The following is a 14,008-nucleotide window of genomic DNA, read 5'->3' as shown; positions in this document are numbered from 1 at the left end:
TCACGCGCCTCGGGAGCGAACGATCAGATCCGCCAGCAGCGCGAGCGACCCGATGATCAACCCGGAGAGAATGACCATGACCGTGCTGGCCGGGAAGTAGAACGGGTGCCGGAACATGTCCACGACGCCCTTCACCGTGCCGATCACGATCAGCCAGATCGCCGGCGGCATGAGCACCTTGAGCGGATTGAAGTACATGACCATCCGCAGCACCTGCAGGATGTAGCGGTAGGCGTCCTTGGTGAAGTGGAACTTGGACTTGCCCGCCCGCTTGAAGTAGTCGATCGGCACGTAGCGCACGGTGTGCTGGTTGGACAGGAAGGCCAGCGTGATCGTCGTGACGCAGGAGAATCCGGGCGGCAGCAGCTTGAGGTAGGGCTCCGCGACCGGACGCCGGAACGCCCGCAGGCCGGAGTTGAGGTCGGGGATCTCGGAACCGGCCAGCCGCTCGGCGACCTTTCGGATGAACCACTTGGCCGGCACGCGCAACGCCTTGTGCGACCCTTCCTCCGAGGTCCGCGCCCCGACCACCTGGTCGACCGTCGGGTCGTCGTCCAGCATCCCGACCAGTTCGGGGATCCGCTCGTTCGGGTAGGACATGTCGGCGTCCGTCCACACGACGATGTCCCCGCGGGCCTGCTGGGAACCGATACGCCGTACTGTGCCGGACCCGCTGTTGTGCCGGAACGGGATCACACGCATGTTCGGGAAGCCGGGAGCCGCGTCTTCCAGTCTGGCCAGGGTCTGGTCGGTCGAGCAGTCGTCGACCGCGAGCAGTTCATAGGTCATGTCGCTCGCGTCCATGGCCTTGCAGATACGCTCGACCTCGTCGATGACATGATCTTGCTCGTTGTAACAGGGCAGGATGATCGTCACGTGCACGGCGTCGGTACTCACGGTGGGGCAGGATACTCGCCATGAGCATGCGCCCGGGTGACGCACGTCCGGCGACGTCCGGGGCGGGCGGATGTTCCGGCATAATGCGGCGGAGCGTTCTACACCGGGGAGCCACTGTGGAAGCGGCGATCGAGCGGCACTCGCATGTCTGAATCATCGAAGCACGGGGGCGGCGGACCCGAGGGCGGCGAGCCGAACGGTGGCACGGCCGCCGAGACCGGTTCGGGCCCGGCCGACCAGGCCGCCGCCGAGTCGACGCCGCCCGGAGACGGCGAGGCCCCGCCGAAGAAGCGCAGCGGGCGAAGGCGCGTCCTCAAGTGGACCGCGTTCTCGATGGTGGCGATCCTGATCGCCGGAGCCGGTGCCGGCTATGCCTATTACCGGCAGCTCCAGGGGAACATCGACAAGCAGGACATCAACGGCCTGCTCGGCCAGAACCGGCCGAAAAAGCAGAGCAAGGCCGTCAACATCCTGCTCATCGGCTCCGACAGCCGGGCCGGCGAGAACGCCGCCTACGGCACGCTGGACGGGGCGCGCGCCGACACCACGATGCTCCTGCATCTGTCGCCGGGGGGTGACGAGGCGATCGGGATCAGCTTCCCGCGCGACCTGATGGTGAACATCCCCTCGTGCAAGAGGAAGAACAGCTCGGCCACCCCCGCCCAGTTCGGCATGATCAACTCCGCGTTCGCCTTCGCCGGCCCCTCGTGCACCTGGCAGACGATCGAGGAGCTCACGCAAATCCACATCGATCACTTCGTCGTGATCGACTTCGTGGGCTTCAAGCAGGTGGTGGACGCGCTCGGCGGGGTCGAGATCTGCCTTCCGCGCGCCATCAACGACCGTAAGGCCAGGCTGAACCTCCCCGCGGGCCGCCAGACCGTCAAGGGCGACGCGGCCCTCGGCTACGTGCGCACCCGTACCGGCGGGCTGGGCAACGGCTCGGACCTCGACCGCATCGACCGGCAGAAGAAGTTCATGTCCGCGGTGGTGCAGAAGGCCGGCAGCTCGGACATGCTGACCGATCCCGGCAAGTTCGTCCGCTTCCTCAACGCGGCCACCAAGTCGATCAGCACCGACAAGGACTTCAGCGTCGGTGACATGCGCAAGCTGGCGGGCAGCATCAAGGGCATGGACGCCGGCGGAGTGCGCTTCGTGACGGTGCCCTTCGGCGCCTACGCACCGGATCCGAACCGGGTCGCACTGGACCGCGCGCAGGCCGAGCCGCTCTTCGAGGCCATCCGCAAGGACACCAAGGTGCCCGATCCGGTGCCGACGCCCACCACCGGAAAGTCCGCCGCCGAGAAGTCGGTGAACCGCAGCGTCCTGAGGGTGCGCGTCGACAACGGCGCCGGCCCCGCCGCCCAGGCCGCGGAGGTCGCGGACCGGCTCAAGGCGAAGCGGTACAGGATCGTCGGCACACCGGGCGCGCTGCGGAGCGGCACCGCGGCCAAGACCCGGATCCTGTACGGCGCCGGCGCCGCGCGGAACGCCGCCACGCTCGCCGAACTGGTGCCGGGCGTGAAGCCCCAGGCGAGCAAGTCGGTGTCAGCGGGGGTCGTCTACCTGATCCTCGGCAAGGACTGGAAGGGACTGAAGGGCCAGGGCCCCACCGGCGCCCGCGAGGTCCGCGCCGACCAGAACATCTGCAAGGGCGCCTGACCCCCTGCTCTGCGGCGGACTTACGACTCATCGTCGACAGGCTCGATCTGCTGCCAATCCGTCGGTGTCCCCGGGCCGGCATATCGCTCTACGTACATGTAGAGGTTACTGTCGGGTGGAGCCAGTATCTGGTCGAGCTCGAGGTCTGGAGCCCCCAGGCTCACCCCTTTTCCCGTTCTCCGGTCGTCCAGCCAGAGCGAATCGCACTCCTCGCAGACCCACACCATGAGGCCTGTCCGGATGATTCGATACCGGCCGGCCCAACCGGCTCGGCATTGCCCGCACAAGTACTTCTTCATGGCCGGCTCGTCGAACGTTCGAAGGGCTCGGACGGTTTAAAGGGTTCGCAACACATCATGCACCGCACTTAGGAGATCAGATCGGCGTGGGATGCGCCGTCAAGATTCTATTCGAGTCCTTCTCTACGATGATCTTGATGAACCTCTCTCCGCGCGTACCGACGTCCTCACCCATGTCGATCACATACTCGTCGGTGCGATCAGTGCTGTGGGTCGGCTTTCCCCTCTTCGCCCATGCCTTGTCAACGGTTTGCAGCAGATCTCTGCCATACGTCTTGAACTGAGTGTTGATCAGTTTGCCGGGATCCGGCTGCGAACGTGAGCCATGGGCCAGCAGGTGCCGCAACCGATGACCGTGGACGGACCCGGGGTTGTACACCAGGCCGGCGGGGGACTGCATCGACCCCCCACCGAGGGGGATCATGTTGAAACAAGCGGCGTTGTGCACCAGGACCGGTGTGGTCCCGGCTTCCACATAGTACGTGTGGAGGTCGCCGACGGTCAGGTTGTACACCCGCAGGACCCGGGAGCGTTCGCGGGTGACCAGCACCGACGCCGGTCCGCCGTCCGAAGTGACCAGGGCGTCGCCGTAGGACAGATCACGCGCGTCGACCCATGCGGCCGCGTTGGCGACCCAGAAGGGATGCCGGTCCGTCGCGGTGAGCGTGACGCGGGGCCCGCCGGGAAGCCCGTCGGGATCGACGGTGATGTCGACCAGATTCTTGCGGCCCGCCCCGGTGATCAGCGCGGTCACCGCCCGGGGCCCGCTCCGCCCGAGCACTGGATCGGTCGCCCATACGCGATCGCCGACGGCGACGTCCTCGATCGGTCTTCGCGAACCATCGGCCAGCAACACCGACGTGCCTGGCACGAAGCTGTTGCCGGTGCCCGCCGTACAGACTCGTGCTGCTTTTTCCAGCCGCGTCGTGGCGGCCTGGTTACGCCGGCGGGCGGCGCTGACCCGGTCCCAGAGGCTCTTGAACCTCTTCCACAGTTTGTACGCCTTGGGAATCGATTTAAGGATCTTGAACGCCTTGCCCCACGGCACCACCCCGGCGGCGGCCGTCAGGCAGGCCCCGATGTCACCCTTGGTGAGACAATTCTGGGCATCGGTGATACCGATCAGGTCCGCCAGGAAAGCCTTGATCTCCTCGTCGAACCGGCCGAACTCTCCGTCGGCGGCGCCCATCTCCAGCTGCGCCGCCCCCGACTCGTCGATGGCGTTCTGGAACTCCAGCTCCGCGGGATCATTCGGATCGGTTCCACCGGGACCGCCCCCGGTATCCCCCGGCGCGGTGGGCGGGACGGCGGGTGCCGAGGAACCGGGCGCCGGCACCGCCGGCCCGGTCGACCCACCACCGCTCGGAGTCGCCGGAGGACTGACCGCGGAATCGGTCCCACCGCCCTGGTCGCAGTCCCTGTCACCGCCCACCCGGCACACCGCGCCGGAGATCCCGCCCGTGACCTTCTGCGGCACGCCCCCCGCCACCAGCGACGCCGCCACAGCGGCGACCAGCAGGATCACCGCGAGGTAATTGACCGCGCCCTCGCCCCGATCCAACCGCACACGCACCGAGGCCCCCTGCCGTCGACGATCCTCCACCCAATCAAGGGCCCGGATGGGAAGAAAGAGCCTAAAGGCCCAATCGCACTACACGAGATCCGTTGAGTCCCACCCTTGACAACGACAAGGACTGTTCAGAAATATGCGAGTGGGCAACGCCGAGAAGCCGGTGGGCCGTCAACTCACGTCCTTGGCGTCGTGCGAACGAGACCAGGAGACCTCACGCATCCCGCGTGCCGGGTCGAAATGATCGCGTCGCCACCTCTGGAGATGCTCGGCGGTGCCGAGGTGGATACCGAAGTGCCAGGTGGGGTCGGCGAAAATCGTATCCACGTCGTCGATCTCGATCCCGAGACACTTGACGACCCCCGCGCCGGGGTCGGACCTCTCATCGGTCCAGTAACGCAGGCCCGTACAACGGGGCTCCGTCGATCCGAAGGTCAGGAACGTCCGTTCGTATGAACCGACCGCCGGTTCATCGTCCTCGTCGACGACGATGTCCTCCAGCGCGATCTCGGCCACGTGAGAGAGCTTCAACTGGTCGTACTGGCCGATCGCGTCCATCCGGAGAAGGCCGTGGCCGAGTTCGAGGTACACCGTGTCCGGCACCGGCCGGAACTGGGGAATTCGCTCAGACCGATCAACATATCCGGTGACCAGTACGTTATTTATGACCTCCTGCCGAAGCAACGAGACAAGCCGATCCAGCGCGTTATCGACCATGAGATCTTTCCGTTCCCCCGTCACGCCTTGTCGATGATGATGCTCAGATCGATGCCCTTCCCGCGCTCCAGGAGCGTACGGAACGAGCCATCCTTGTTCAGCACCAGCGTCACCTGGTCATTGCGGAACACGTACCCCCACTCGGTGCCCTTCTTCATGCTCCCGGGTCCCTCGTACTTCAGCGTCCCGTTCTTGATCATGTCGTCGAGGTCCTTGAGGAAGGTCGGCCCGTCCTCCTTGAACTTCTTGTATTTCTTTCCGGTGATCGCTTCCAGCAGTGCCTTGTGCCGCTGGAAGTGATCCCTGAACTTGGCGGGGACCCCGCCGGTGATCGGCCCGCTCGGAGGATCGACGGGGAAGTCGTCGGGTCTCTTGACGGTCGGATCGCCAGGGCCGCATTCGTCCTCTGGTCCCTGGTTGTGGACGAGAACGTCGGTACCGCCGGCGGTCACATGGTAGGTGTGCAGGCCGGCGACGGTGAGGTTGTACACCCGTTGCACCCGGGTGCGTTCACGGATGCCCACCACCGAGGCCGAACGCCCGCCCGGAGCGATGAGGGTGTCGCCGTAGACCAGGTTCTCGGCGTCGATCCACGCCGCGGCGTTGGCCACCCAGAACGGGTGCCCGTCGGTCGCGGTCACGACCACCCGCGATCCGCCCGGAAGGCCGTCAGGGGCGACGGTGACATCGACCAGGTCCTTGCGCCCCGATCCGGTGATCAGAGCGGTGACCGGGCGGGAGCCGCTGACGCCGGTGACGGGATCGGACGCCCACACCCGGTCACCGACCCGCACATCCTCGATCGGTCTTCGCGAACCGTCGGCCAGCAACACCGGCGTGCCCGGCACGAAGCTGTTCTTCGGACGGGTCTTGCACGCCTGAAGCGCCTTCTCCAGCCGGGACTCGGCCGCCTGACGACGCTTACGGGCCGCGTTGACCCGATCCCACAGACTCTTGAACTTCTTCCACAACTTGTAGGCCTTGGGCAGCGACTTCAAAATCTTGAAGGCCTTACCCCACGGCGCCACCTGCGCGGCAGCCGACAAACACGCCCCGATATCACCCTTGCCCAGGCAGTTCTTCGCATCCGTCAGACCGATCAGATCGATCAGAAAACTCTGGAGCTCCTCATCCAGCGTCCCGAACTCGCCCTCGGCGGCCGAAGCCTCCTGTTTCGCCTCATTCGACTCACGCAAAGCGTTCTGATACTCGAGCAGCGTCGGATCGTCCGTGTCACCACCACCGGCACCTGCACCCGGTGGAGAACCGGCCACATCCGGCGAAGAAACCGGCACACCGGGCGAACCGCCACCCGGTGTCGGCGAAGGACCCCCATCCGGGCCACCAGAGTCACAACCCTCGTCACCGACCCGGCACACCGCGGCCGAGATCCCACTGGTGACCTTCCCCGGTACTCCCCCCACCACGGCGGCCGCCGCGACCACCGCCACCAGCAGGACCACCGTGACGTAATTGACAGTCCCCTCGCCCCGGTCCCACCGCCCACCACGCACCCCGAGGTCCTCCTTTTGACGCAGAGCGAAACTCCACCCAACCAAACAGCACGACCGAGCAAAAGGCCCCGAGGAGACAATCCGGCGGATCTGTCGGTCACGGCCGCGAACCGAATTCGACCACCGCCGACATGGGTCGCCATCCGTGAGCGTGGGAATGCTCTTCGTCAGCTCACGACTTGGACGTGGGCTCGCACGTCACGGTTCCATGGATCGCGCCGCGGAACCGTCCGCGCGCAGGCTCGCGGACAATGATCAGTCAGCATCCCGGATGCCGGGCAGCTCCTCCATCAGCGTTTCCAGGCGACCGGCGAAGTCGCTGAACTCGGGGAAGTCGATACCGAGTATCGTGTCCATGAATTCATCATGAAACCGGGGGACGAAAGAAAGCACGCCGCCGACGATCGCCCGCGCCTCGGCCATGCTCAGATGCAGGATGATCTCGTCTCTGCTCTCTATGCTCCAGTCGGCCACGGTCACCGCTCTCCCTTGGTCACGACAACTCGACCTGGGGGCCGCCACCGAATTTCCGGTGATAGTCGCCCTGAGCCATCGACATGTTCCAAGAGAGCGCGTCGAGCTCGTCCCTAGACATCTTCAGCGCCTGCTCCAGTTGCTCGGACGTCAGGACATGCTTCAGCCGGGAAAGACAGACCGCGATGATGGCGAATTCCTCGCGATCCACCGACAGGTCGACCCCGCCGCTCTTGCTGATTTCCCAGTTCATGTGAGAATCACGTCAACTTGAGTAGGTCGTCCAATGTTCCCCGATAAACAGTGCTGCGCGTGGGATCTTGCGTGTTACGAATGATGACAAGCCCCTTGCTCTCATCGTACCAAGCCTCCCGGCCATTCTTGAGATCGCTCCGCTTGATGGCTCCGGATCCCGGTTTCATCACGTTGGTGAGGTGGTCGGCCATATCGTCGACGCTCGAGAAGCCGAGTTCGTCCGCCCGGCCCGAGTGCCGGGCCATGAGCGCCGCGTCCTCCTCGAGGTCGGCCAGGTCGTCGGGCGAGAGACCGCATTCGTCCTCGGGCCCCTGGTTGTGGACGAGAACGTCGGTACCGCCGACTGCGACGTAGTAGGTGTGCAGGCCGGCGACGGTGAGGTTGTACACCCGTTGCACCCGGGTGCGTTCACGGATGCCCACCACCGAGGCCGAACGCCCGCCCGGAGCGATGAGGGTGTCGCCGTAGACCAGGTTCTCGGCGTCGATCCACGCCGCGGCGTTGGCCACCCAGAACGGGTGCCCGTCGGTCGCGGTCACGACGACACGCGGCCCGCCCGGAAGGCCGTCGGGATCGACGGTGACGTCGATGAGCTCCTTGTGGCCGGACCCGGTGATCAGAGCGGTGACCGGGCGGGAGCCGCTGACGCCGGTGACGGGATCGGACGCCCACACCCGATCACCGACCCGCACATCCTCGATCGGTCTTCGCGAACCGTCGGCCAGCAACACCGGCGTGCCCGGCACGAAGCTGTTCTTCGGACGGGTCTTGCACGCCTGAAGCGCCTTCTCCAGCCGGGACTCGGCCGCCTGACGACGCTTACGGGCCGCGTTGACCCGATCCCACAGATTCTTGAACTTCTTCCACAACTTGTAGGCCTTGGGCAGCGACTTCAAAATCTTGAAGGCCTTACCCCACGGAACCACCTGCGCAGCCGAGGACAGACACGCCCCGATATCACCCTTGGTCAGACAATTCTGCGCATCCGTCAGACCGATCAGGTCAATGAGGAAGGCCTGGATCTCCTCGTCGATCGTCCCGAACGCGTTCTCGGCCGCCGAGGCCTCCTGCTTCGCCTCATTCGACTCACGCAAAGCGTTCTGATACTCGAGCAGCGTCGGATCGTTCGGATCACCACCGGTCCCGCCACCGGTCCCGCCACCGGTCCCACCGCCGGTGCCACCCGGCGAGCCGGGCACGGTCGGCACCGGCGAACCGCCATTCGGAGTGGACGAACCGCCATTCGGGGCCGGCGAGGCACTTCCCGTCCCGCCCGCGCCGGGAACACCGTCCGGACCGCAGTCCTTGTCATCGCCCACCCGGCACACCGCAGCCGACACCGCACTGACGACGTTCTGCGGGACCCCTCCCACCACGGCCGCCGCCGCCACCAAGGCCACCAGAAGAACTACGGTGACATAAGTGACCGCGCCCTCGCCCCGGTCCCGCCGTGTACCACACACCCGAGGCCCCCCTCTAGTCCTGACAAATCCTCCACTCAACCAACCGGCTGGGCCCAGAAAAAGGGCCCACGGGCCCAAGATCGGACCCAAATATCAGACTCAAGACCGTCGGCACCGGGGCGCCGGCGCGCTCGGCGTTAGGCTGCCGGACATGAGGCGTTTTGCAGCGATCGGCATCACCGGTGTTCTCATCGTCATGGGGTCGGCCGCATGCTCCGGTGACGATAAGCCGAAGGAGAAGCAGACCGCCGCTCCGGTCGCTGCGCTCTCCCCGGTCACCCTGCCCGATCAGCCCGCCGCGCTGGTCGACGTGATCTCTCGCCAGGTGAAGGCCGCCCGTACGCTCCACGCGGAGATCGTCGTGTCCGCCACGGCCGGGGACAGACAGCAGCAGGAGAAGGTGACGGCCCAGGTCCGTACAGACACGCCGTCGCCGAGCGCACAAATGACGATCATCGAGTCGGACAAGGCCGAGCCCACCACCACCGAGGCGGTGGTGACCGACGGCGTCATCTACACCCGGGTCGAGGGCGAGGAGCAGGCGCCGGGCAAGCCCTGGATCCGGCTCTCCCGCCAGGACCTGAGCAGCCCCGAGCTCGGCCCGTTCGCCAAGGTCTTCACGACCATCTACAACCAGACCGAGCAGTCCCTGCGCGAGGTCTCCGCCGACACCGGGCTCGCCCTCGTGCGAAACGGCGCGTTCACCGGAACGCCGACCACGGAGCCCCTGGACGGCGCCCAGGTCCGCCGCTACACCGGCCGCACCAAGACCGCGACGATGGCGACCGATCCCACGTTCGACCAGATGGCCAAGAACGGGCTGGCCGAGCTGTCCTGGCGGCTCTGGGTGGACGACAAGGGGCTGCCCCGCAAGTACGAGGTCACCATGCTGACCCCGCAGAGCACCAAGGTGCTCCACACCGCCTCTTACACGCAGTGGGGCGGGCCCGTGCTCATCAAGGCCCCGCCGGCCGCCCAGGTCGCCACGCTGAACGACTGATCGCTGGCTTCCGGCGCGATCCGGTGAGGCCCGGCGGGCGCATGCGCAACCCCGGACCGGGCTCGCCCCATCCCGGCCCGCGCCGGACCGCCTACCAGCCGGCGGACGTGCTGCTGATGGTCGAAGTCGTCTCCCCCGACTCGCAGGAACGCGACCGCAAACGCAAACTGTACGCCGAGGCCGACACCCGCACTTTTGGCGGGTGGAGGACATCGCCCGCCACCCCACCGTGTACGTCTATGAACTCGACGCGGGCGTGAAGTAAGCGTCGGCGCGGTGCTCGATCATGATCACGATGACCAGCCGGTTCCCGTCGTGGATCTCGTAGAACACTCAGGCGACCCAGGGTGCAGCACGAACTTCATGGTTAACCTCATGCAGTCGCTTGATTACGGATAGTTTACCGATCGTGCCGTCTATCGATCACGAGATGCCGCTGGAGCTCTTCCGTAACCGGCCTGAACTCGCCGCCGAACTGCTCCAGACGGTCTTCGGCTTCAAACTGCCCGACTTCGCACAGATCTCCTTGGGATCGGAGGTGTTCAATGATTGCGATCCCACTGAGTTCCGGTGTGACGGGACGATCATCGTGGGCGACCCCAATTCCCCCGATCTGGGGATTGTTCTGGAGCGGCAGCTCCGTTCGGACAGGCGCAAGCGCTTCACCTGGCCGGTCTACCTCGCCACGCTGCGTGCTCGCCATGAGTGCCCGGTGGCGCTGTTAGTCCTGTGTCCCGATGAGGCGATCGCAGACGCCTGTGCGGAGCCGATCGAGACCGGTCACCCAGGTTGGGTCCTCACACCCTTGGTTCTGACCCCGGCGCAGATCCCGCCGACCACGGAGCCCGCCGAGGCACGGCGGTTGCCCGAGCTCGCGGTGCTAAGCGCGCCCGCGCACGCGGACGGCCCCCATCAGGAAGCCGTCTTGGATGCGATGTGCGCGGCGATCGATGCCGTCACGGAAGGCGATGAGGACAGGGGCCTTCTGTACTATGAATACGTGCGGTCGCAACTCTCTGTAGTCGCCCGTCACTGCCTGGAGGAGATCATGAAGGCGAGCACCTACGAGTTCGAGAGCGACTTCGCCCGCCGATTCATCACCATAGGGGAGGCCCAGGGTGAGGCGCGGGGCGAGGCGCGGGGCGAGGCCAAGGCTCTCCTCTCTTTCCTGGAGGCCCGCCATCTGACGGTGTCCGACGAGGCCCGCGAGCGCATCATCTCCTGCACCGATCTGGACCAGCTCGAGACATGGATCCAGCGTGCCGCCACCGTGGATTCCGTTGAGGAGCTGTTCGGCTGATCAGCCCGGCTGGCTCCTCCGATCACCACTTCGCACTCCGCGCCGAGCGTCACAGCTCGCGAAACACGGCCGATGGGTGGGTCCAACCCGAGAGGCCGAGGCCAAGCGGTAGGAAAAAGGCCGTGCACTTTGGTGGGAACATGACCGTACAGAAGCTGTCGATCTCGGTACCGCCCGAGATCGTGGAAACGATCAGGGCGGCGGCTGCGGAAGCGGGCAAGCCGGTGTCCGCATGGCTGGCCGAGGCCGCTGTCGAGAAGGCCCACCTTGCGACCCTCCACGCGAAAGGCCGCGCCGCCGCACGTGAGCTCGTGACCGAGTACGAGGACGAGCGCGGTGAGCTTCCCGAAGTGTCTCGGCAGCGTGCCCGGGAGTTCCTGATGGAAGCCGGGCCGCTTGATGACGAGCCCCTGCGGCCGAATAGTGCGCACGATCGTCTACGACACCGGCGCGCTCCTGGATTCTGAGTGGCGAAGCCCGGACTTCCTCGCTCTGCATGATGGGCTGACCAGAGCGCGCATCCGCCCGATCGTGCCCGTGGTGGTCCTCGCCCAAGCCTGGCGCGGCGGACCCCAGCACCAGATCTCCCGCGTCCTCAAGGGCTGCGACATCATCCCCGACGACCAGCGCACCGGCCGCGCCGCTGGCGTCGCCTGTGGAGCCTCAGAGACCGCCGACGTCGTGAACGCGATCGTCGTCACCACCGCCGTCCAGTACCAAGCCTCCGTCGTCACCAGCGCACCAGCGACCCCGATGACCTGACCAACCTCGCCGACTCCATCGGCGTCAAACTCCGGCTCTTCACAGTCTGACCACCCTGCGGTTACATGACCGCGCGGCGTCGTGGCTTGGAACCTGGGGGCGGACATCCGCGGTAGACCGCGCCGTAAACGGGCTGTGGACCGCGCGTACGGTTTCGACTTCACGCCGGAAGCGCACCAGCGCATCGGCCCTCGAATTCATCCCTGATGACCTTGACCGCGCCATGCTGCCCGCCAACCGACCGAGATACACCTGAGCCATGCCGCCGGCGCCCAACCGGCCGAGCAATCTATATCCGCAGCCGAGCTGCTGTAGGCCCAATGAGGCATAATGACCATATGACAGCAGATGACGGGCAGCCCCTGGGGGTCACGCGGTCGCAGCCGAAGGACCGTTCACAACTTACACCTAGAACCATAACCGTCATCTGGTCCGTTATCGTCGTTGCAGGCGAGGGTGCGGCTGTCTGGGCGGCGATCCATAGATACTCGATAGCGCTTCTCTGGGGTGCACTTGGGATATTGCTTATGCCATCGCTGTTCTGGCGAGTGCGCTATGACTTTCAGCGAGCATGGCTCAACGGCACCGTGCTCATTGTCAAGGACTTGACGGGCATACGACGCTGCGACCTTGCGACCACACGTCAGGTCAAGCTGGGCTGGTACCCAGCTATGCGTGGCGAGGATCCGCCTTCGGTGCTCGTCGCGCGCGATGCCAAAACGGGAGTCATGGTGCGTTTTGTACTGAGAGGGGTAGGGAACAGTAAGTTGCACCCCCGCGAGCTCCACCTACTCGCTGATGCGCTCGAAGCGGGACCGCGGTGCGATCCGGGTCACGAGCGTGTTACCTATATGGTCCGCAAGTTGCGGCAGATGGCCGAGTACGGTCGGTAGAAAGTGAGCGCCTTCCTGTTTCCACGACCGATGCCATGAGCATCATCCAAATAAGGCAGCACAGCCCTCAAGATAAGACCAATCTATGAGCCTTAAAGAGATTCGAGCGACAGACGGCGTGTGGAACTAACTAAGTGCTATAGCGAAGTTAACTGTAGGGTCGGGAGCTGGCGCGGCGGCGTTTCCAGACGGTAGGGCTCGGGGCCTGTCTTCCGCCGGTTTCCCGGTCGGTTGTTGCTTTCCCCGATGGCCGTGGCCTGGGTGCTCCGTTTTCCAGCTCACACCGATTCGATCCGTGCATGCGATTCTCCCGCACACGGCTCACCGACGTCGTTCACCGTCGGTATTCGGTTTCACCCGCCAGGGCTTTCCCCCCTGGGTGCGACGGTGATTCCACAAGCTGATCAGGCCGAGGTCGATCGGCTGGGAACAGATCAGCACCTGCCAGCCGAACGCCGGAGCTGTGGCGTCTGCGGAGGAACTGAGCCAGCCGCCACTGGGCATATCGTCTGATCTTGCTGAGGCGCTGGGCCGAGTATCCATAGCGGAAGTACGCAGCCCAGCCGCGAAGGAAGGCATTCAGCTCTCTACGATCGCCTCAGGCAGTAGCAGCATCCAACGCCGGGAGGTGATCTCCCGGATCCGGTCACGAGCATGCTGCATTGCCTTGTCCGCGGGCCAGCGAGCCAGGAACGCCACCTTCGGCTTGCCCCGATCCCCTCCGGAGCACACCAGCCAATGGTGAAAGCCCAGGAACTCAAAGCCGTCACCACCGACTTGAAGGTGAATGATGCGGGTCTTGGCCTGCTTCGGCTCCAAGCCGAGCTCGGCTTCGACCGGCTCCTCGGCGAGGAATCTCCGTCCGGGATCGACCTTGGCCGCCCGGTGAAGCGCATGCTGCAAGGCAGGGACCGGATCACGCGGACGTGATCCCTTCGCGGCGGGACTAGCCTGACCGGCACTCACCGGACCCCTCCTTAACAACGCTGCGCATCGACGAAGCAGCGGCCCTTCCCATCACCGCCGGTTATGTTGTCCGGCCGGCTCAACCGGTACTACGGCCGCCTCCGACGCCCACCCGGCACACCACCACTTCCCGGGTTCACCGGTTATAGGGCGCGACGCTCCGGCTACAACACCGCGGGACCCCTCCCGCTTCCGTAGACACCGTGCCAAGTGGTACGACGGTCTACGAGGAGATA

Annotated in this window: 15 protein-coding genes; 5 read left to right on the top strand and 10 right to left on the bottom strand. The window is 65.5% G+C overall.

The window, feature by feature from the left end; translation table 11 throughout:
* Positions 1-897, bottom strand: a complete 897-nt coding sequence (locus HKK72_RS02250; RefSeq protein WP_187232520.1) for a glycosyltransferase family 2 protein — start codon at positions 895-897, stop codon at positions 1-3.
* Positions 898-1,041: 144 nt separating this feature from the next.
* Here HKK72_RS02250 and HKK72_RS02245 point away from each other — a divergent pair, with 144 nt between their 5' ends.
* Complete coding sequence (locus tag HKK72_RS02245; RefSeq protein ID WP_187232519.1) at positions 1,042-2,559, top strand: LCP family protein; 1,518 nt, start codon at positions 1,042-1,044, stop codon at positions 2,557-2,559.
* 375 nt (positions 2,560-2,934) lie between these two features.
* Here HKK72_RS02245 and HKK72_RS02240 read toward each other — a convergent pair whose 3' ends face one another.
* From HKK72_RS02240 to HKK72_RS02215, 6 genes are all read right to left on the bottom strand, one after another.
* Positions 2,935-4,431 carry a polymorphic toxin-type HINT domain-containing protein gene (locus tag HKK72_RS02240; RefSeq protein WP_187232518.1) on the bottom strand — a complete coding sequence of 499 codons (1,497 nt, stop codon included), beginning with the start codon at positions 4,429-4,431 and terminating at the stop codon, positions 2,935-2,937.
* A gap of 168 nt (positions 4,432-4,599) precedes the next feature.
* On the bottom strand, positions 4,600-5,031 hold the full coding sequence (locus HKK72_RS02235) for a hypothetical protein (RefSeq protein WP_187232517.1): 432 nt from the start codon (positions 5,029-5,031) through the stop codon (positions 4,600-4,602).
* Positions 5,032-5,165: 134 nt separating this feature from the next.
* Positions 5,166-6,341 carry a polymorphic toxin-type HINT domain-containing protein gene (locus tag HKK72_RS02230; RefSeq protein WP_187232516.1) on the bottom strand — a complete coding sequence of 392 codons (1,176 nt, stop codon included), beginning with the start codon at positions 6,339-6,341 and terminating at the stop codon, positions 5,166-5,168.
* 573 nt (positions 6,342-6,914) lie between these two features.
* Complete coding sequence (locus tag HKK72_RS02225) at positions 6,915-7,139, bottom strand: hypothetical protein (RefSeq protein ID WP_187232515.1); 225 nt, start codon at positions 7,137-7,139, stop codon at positions 6,915-6,917.
* Between the two features lie 13 nt (positions 7,140-7,152).
* Positions 7,153-7,386 carry a hypothetical protein gene (locus HKK72_RS02220; protein ID WP_187232514.1) on the bottom strand — a complete coding sequence of 78 codons (234 nt, stop codon included), beginning with the start codon at positions 7,384-7,386 and terminating at the stop codon, positions 7,153-7,155.
* 7 nt (positions 7,387-7,393) lie between these two features.
* Positions 7,394-8,788 (bottom strand): polymorphic toxin-type HINT domain-containing protein, encoded by a 1,395-nt coding sequence (locus HKK72_RS02215; protein ID WP_187232513.1) that lies wholly within the window; start codon positions 8,786-8,788, stop codon positions 7,394-7,396.
* Between the two features lie 214 nt (positions 8,789-9,002).
* On the opposite strand from HKK72_RS02215, the gene HKK72_RS02210 reads away from it, so the two are divergent.
* Entirely contained in the window at positions 9,003-9,851 is an 849-nt protein-coding gene (locus HKK72_RS02210) for a hypothetical protein (RefSeq protein WP_187232512.1), read from the top strand.
* 237 nt (positions 9,852-10,088) lie between these two features.
* On the opposite strand, the gene HKK72_RS42610 is transcribed toward HKK72_RS02210, so the two are convergent.
* Positions 10,089-10,184 (bottom strand): type II toxin-antitoxin system RelE family toxin, encoded by a 96-nt coding sequence (locus HKK72_RS42610; RefSeq protein ID WP_410050274.1) that lies wholly within the window; start codon positions 10,182-10,184, stop codon positions 10,089-10,091.
* Positions 10,185-10,281: 97 nt separating this feature from the next.
* On the opposite strand from HKK72_RS42610, the gene HKK72_RS02205 reads away from it, so the two are divergent.
* From HKK72_RS02205 to HKK72_RS02195, 3 genes are all read left to right on the top strand, one after another.
* On the top strand, positions 10,282-11,151 hold the full coding sequence (locus HKK72_RS02205; protein ID WP_187232511.1) for a hypothetical protein: 870 nt from the start codon (positions 10,282-10,284) through the stop codon (positions 11,149-11,151).
* A 140-nt stretch (positions 11,152-11,291) separates the two neighbouring features.
* The gene (locus tag HKK72_RS02200) at positions 11,292-11,618 is read left to right on the top strand and encodes a hypothetical protein (protein ID WP_187232510.1); all 327 of its coding nucleotides are present in this window, start codon (positions 11,292-11,294) and stop codon (positions 11,616-11,618) included.
* Entirely contained in the window at positions 11,575-11,913 is a 339-nt protein-coding gene (locus HKK72_RS02195) for a hypothetical protein (protein ID WP_222720235.1), read from the top strand. The genes HKK72_RS02200 and HKK72_RS02195 overlap by 44 nt, the downstream gene beginning before the upstream one ends.
* A gap of 1,227 nt (positions 11,914-13,140) precedes the next feature.
* On the opposite strand, the gene HKK72_RS42605 is transcribed toward HKK72_RS02195, so the two are convergent.
* Both HKK72_RS42605 and HKK72_RS39645 read right to left on the bottom strand, forming a co-directional pair.
* A complete protein-coding gene (locus HKK72_RS42605) occupies positions 13,141-13,389 on the bottom strand; it encodes a group II intron maturase-specific domain-containing protein (RefSeq protein ID WP_410050277.1) in 249 nt (82 codons plus the stop codon).
* Positions 13,386-13,772 carry a hypothetical protein gene (locus HKK72_RS39645; RefSeq protein WP_222720234.1) on the bottom strand — a complete coding sequence of 129 codons (387 nt, stop codon included), beginning with the start codon at positions 13,770-13,772 and terminating at the stop codon, positions 13,386-13,388. The genes HKK72_RS42605 and HKK72_RS39645 overlap by 4 nt, the downstream gene beginning before the upstream one ends.
* Positions 13,773-14,008: the final 236 nt, after the last annotated feature.

The organism is Actinomadura sp. HBU206391 (genome assembly GCF_014323665.1).
Taxonomy (GTDB): Bacteria; Actinomycetota; Actinomycetes; order Streptosporangiales; family Streptosporangiaceae; genus Actinomadura_C.
The sequence above is the reverse complement of the archived record's forward strand: the minus strand, read 5'-3'. Positions and strand labels throughout refer to the sequence as shown.